Here is a 4121-nt window from a genome sequence, read left to right on the forward strand (position 1 = left end):
TAAAATTTTCAGTTTAAAGGGTTCTGAATACCGTCTGATTACTTTGTCATTTTTGTACATAATGTTTAAAATTATGTAGCCTTTATTCAGGACGGGTCAAAATTGGCTACAACGGTTACGTATATGAAATGTTGCGTGTTTGTGTGCGAGGATTTTCCGAAGGAAAATCAGAAGCTGGCAAACAAAGCAACTAACATTGGTTGAGCACAAAGTAGCAATTTTTTATATACTATGTTGTACGCTGTGATTTTGTTCAATCGTATCTTTTACAAAAATAGTTTTCTCAAAATAAACTCTAGCAGTTACACTGTCAATTTCTTTGTCTTCAAATGGCCCATAAGAGTACTCTTCCATATATCCTCTTAAAAGTTTTTGTCCAGGGTTTTCAAACCAAGCTCCAAAAATTGAGACGTGTCCGTATCTATCAGGTTTTATGTGAGTAAACCATTTGTGATTTATACTGTCTGCTTTTAAGTTTTTAAATGAATCTCTTCTAATTAAACTATCATTTGGAAAAGGTGAATTAAAATCTACATTTTCGCTATGTAAAAATATTCTGATTTGAGAATCATAATCTCTTATTCGACGAGAATTACAATATGCAATTCCACGAATTGGTTCATTTAAAAAGATGGTGTCTTTGTTAAAATCAAAAACATTGTAGTCGGTTGCTCTTGTGCCTATGGTATCATTTACAAATTCTTTTTGGTTAAAAATCGAATCTTGATATCTCCAAGCGATTGTGTCTCCTTTTTTATCAAGAAACCAAACTCTGTTTATTCTTGAATGTCCATCTATCACAAACCATTCTCTAATTTCCCTTAATTTTCCATCATTTGAGTATAGATTCCAAATTCCGAATGGTTTTCCGTTTTTTTTGGTTTTTCCTTTCTTAAATATTTGACCGTTTCTGTAGAAGTTGAAAAGACTATCGAAATTCTTAAATTTCACTCTCTTTTTGAAAGTCAAATTACTATGGTCAGAATAAAATTCTAGTTGTTCATTCGGCTTGTTTTCCGATGAACTTTCTTTACAAGCTGTAATTGTAAAAGCTAAAATGAATATTATAAGTAGGTTTTTCGTCATTGCGTACAACGGTTTTGTATATGATACGTTGCGTGGTTTAGCACGTAATTTAGCAAATAAAAACCGAATAGAAAATCCGCGAGGATTTTCGTAAGTAAGCCTTCACTAGCAATGGATTATATACGTTGTTACCTACAGTTATTTATTTCCAAATTTCACTAATTCAGGTTTTATAATTACCAATTCCTTTTTTCTCGGAAACTTTCCGTGTTCAAAAGTTAGTTCAACACTATTTGCTTTCTTTTCAAGTGTTTTAATGTCAACATCATAAAAGTCCGAAATCACGAACGTTTTATTTTCATAACCCAATTCAGTCGGTTGAATTAAAATATGAATATCCGTTTTAGAATTTTCAGTTTCAAGAGGTAAACTTTGTCCATTATAAAAAGTCATTACTCTCACAAAAAAGTCATTTCCATATTCCGATTTGACTTGGTCAAAATCACGAAGAATAGATTCAAATTCCGATTCAGACGTTTGAGTAATTTCAGATGTGTGTTTATAAACGAAAAAATTGTCTGAAATATCTAAAGTGTCTTTAAAATCCTTTTTATCAATTAATTTTCTTTCTCCGCTTTTTAATTTTTCCGCAACATTTATTTCAGAGTCCGAAGTTTGCACGAAGCGATAATAATCAGAAGTTTGAGTGTTTTCGAACGTTTTATTTTCTTTTTCTAAATTCTCAATTTGAGTTTGTAATTCCGAAATCCGATTTTCTTTTTCGGTTAATTTTTCGGTCAATTCTTTTAATTCCGATGAAGTTTGTTTTGTGTCACAACTTGCAATAAAAATCAAAGTTAAAATCAGTAACGAAATTTTTTTCATAATTGTAGGTAACGGTTTTGTATAAGGAAAGTTGCGTGTTTGTGTGCGAGGATTTTCCGAAGGAAAATCAGAAGCTAGCAAACGAGCAACTATCTTTGGTTTAGCTAAAACTAGCAATTTTTTTTATACGGTGTTGTGCTTAGTATTTTTATTTTTTTATCCAAAGGGCTAACAAAAAAGCAATAACCGCAGCAATTAGTACATACGTTAATGAAATCCATAAGTTTTTATCTTTTTTTTTGGTTTCCACGTGTAATTTGTATGAAAATGGTTTTTTATATCGTTCAGATAGCTTTTTGATTATCGCTTGAGTAAATTCATATGATTTTGAACTATTAGATAATTTCATTTCTTCTCGCACGCACAAATTGAAAAGTTTGATGGGTTCTGACGAATTATTTAGGATTATATATGCATTTGCTATTTGAGTTAGATTATTGGCTCTTTGAATCCTTTGGTCAATTTCGAACCAAAATTCCTTAATGTTATTAGTATTAAATGATTTAGTTTTAAATCCATTGTTAAATATTAAAATAGAGTCAAGTTGAAGACTCCATTGTATTTTTTTATTTTGTAAATAGAGATATTCACAATCAATTTGATTGTCAGAGATTAAAACTTGGCAATTATCATATTTCAGGGTCATTTTATATTAAGCACAACGTTTTTGTATAAGATTAGTGTGGGAGGTAGACAAACTTTATTTTGTCAGCCGAGCCACTAAGCTTATACTTATTTTGTGTTTTTATCTTGTCGACCTAAAAATAGATAAATAAGTTTAAGCGGACTTTATAAATAAACCAAAACTTTGGGCTAAACCATAAAAACCCACATTAATTTTATACGGTGTTGTAAACAGTTTTTTTTAACTTCTTTTTACTTTAATTTTCGAAACTTTTTCTTTTTCGTCAAATTTTATTGTCAAATTACCAACATCAATTCCGTGTTTTGCCATTCCCAAATAATAACCAAATTCAGATTCAGTTTTTGAGTCAGGTTCACCTAGCAATTCAATTATTTCCGCTTTGTTTTTTCCAATCAGTTCGTGTTTATTCCGCAAACTGTTCATCATATCCCAACGTAGCGACCATTCCTCTTCTGTTTCCGTCCAGTTTTTCCACTTTTCAGAGTCAAATTTCTCGTGAGTGATATTTCCTTTCAGAGCAAATCCGATTAGAACTATTGCTCCGAAAATCAAAAATCCATATTTAGTTACTCTTTTCATTCTTTCGATTTTTCTTAACCTCCCTTTTAATCGCACTTTTTCGAGCCCATTCGGTTAATTCCGAATTTGGGTCTTGAGCCTGTTCATCAAGTTCAGCTTTAGTTAAACCTTTAAAATTTTTCTTTGTTATATGAATGCTTTTCGACATTTCTTAAATTGTTTACAACGGTTTTGTGTATGATTAGTGGCGTGTTTAAGCCACTAATTTAGCAAATACAAACCGAATAGAAAATCCGCGAGGATTTTCGTAAGCAAGCTCGAACTAGCCATTAATTATACACGGTGTTGTACCTAGTTTTTTATCCATTCCAAATCCAATACATCTCTTAATCTATTTAAACTTTCTCTGGATATAAATTTGAAAGCAAGTCCGATAAAAACATATCTTATCATTAAAATTTGTAGAATCATAACTAAAATCATAATTGGTGAAAATCCATTTGCTCCAGTAACAGAAAGTGCAATAAATCCGATTACAGGAAAGCAAAGAAAAATACTTAATAAAACTCTGAAAATTTTATGGATTTCAACTTTCACGTTTCCGCTTTCAGAGTCTATTTTTCCCGTCATTACACAAAAAGCTCCTTTTCCGATTACGGACGATATTATTTTAAATTCATTTCCGTTTATAACTCCAAGAAAAGATTTGTCAGTAAATTGAGAAGTCAGATTTTCAGACTTTTCCGTTCTCCGATTCAACCGATTTATCGTTTCTGATTGGTCATCAATTAGCTTAAATTCTTGTTCTTTGGTTGGAAAAATGTTCATTTCTTAAATTAGGTACAACGGTTTTGTATAAGGAAAGTTGCGTGTTTGTGTACGAGGATTTTCCGAAGGAAAATCAGAAGCTAGCAAACGAGCAACTATCTTTGGTTTAGCCAAAACTAGCAATTTTTTTTATACGGTGTTAGCAAACGTTTTTGTTATTTTTTTATGAATTCAATTGTATTATTATCATCGAATTTCAGGAAATATAAACCATTTG

Annotated in this window: 6 protein-coding genes; all 6 read right to left on the bottom strand. The window is 31.0% G+C overall.

All coding sequences use genetic code 11. The features are described from left to right. Positions 1 to 222 precede the first annotated feature (222 nt). Positions 223 to 1086 carry a hypothetical protein gene (locus IE051_RS18340; RefSeq protein WP_189362868.1) on the bottom strand — a complete coding sequence of 288 codons (864 nt, stop codon included), beginning with the start codon at positions 1084 to 1086 and terminating at the stop codon, positions 223 to 225. Positions 1087 to 1224: 138 nt separating this feature from the next. After that, positions 1225 to 1911 (bottom strand): V-type ATPase subunit a family protein, encoded by a 687-nt coding sequence (locus IE051_RS18345; RefSeq protein ID WP_189362869.1) that lies wholly within the window; start codon positions 1909 to 1911, stop codon positions 1225 to 1227. A 148-nt stretch (positions 1912 to 2059) separates the two neighbouring features. After that, on the bottom strand, positions 2060 to 2557 hold the full coding sequence (locus tag IE051_RS18350) for a hypothetical protein (RefSeq protein ID WP_189362870.1): 498 nt from the start codon (positions 2555 to 2557) through the stop codon (positions 2060 to 2062). Positions 2558 to 2776: 219 nt separating this feature from the next. Next, positions 2777 to 3136 carry a hypothetical protein gene (locus tag IE051_RS18355; RefSeq protein ID WP_189362871.1) on the bottom strand — a complete coding sequence of 120 codons (360 nt, stop codon included), beginning with the start codon at positions 3134 to 3136 and terminating at the stop codon, positions 2777 to 2779. Continuing rightward, complete coding sequence (locus IE051_RS18360) at positions 3120 to 3284, bottom strand: hypothetical protein (RefSeq protein ID WP_189362872.1); 165 nt, start codon at positions 3282 to 3284, stop codon at positions 3120 to 3122. Before IE051_RS18360 ends, IE051_RS18355 begins: the two co-directional genes overlap by 17 nt. Positions 3285 to 3427: 143 nt before the next feature. Next, complete coding sequence (locus IE051_RS18365; RefSeq protein WP_189362873.1) at positions 3428 to 3904, bottom strand: hypothetical protein; 477 nt, start codon at positions 3902 to 3904, stop codon at positions 3428 to 3430. Positions 3905 to 4121: the final 217 nt, after the last annotated feature.

The sequence above is a fragment of the Algibacter mikhailovii genome, assembly GCF_014651495.1.
Lineage (GTDB): Bacteria > Bacteroidota > Bacteroidia > Flavobacteriales > Flavobacteriaceae > Algibacter_E > Algibacter_E mikhailovii.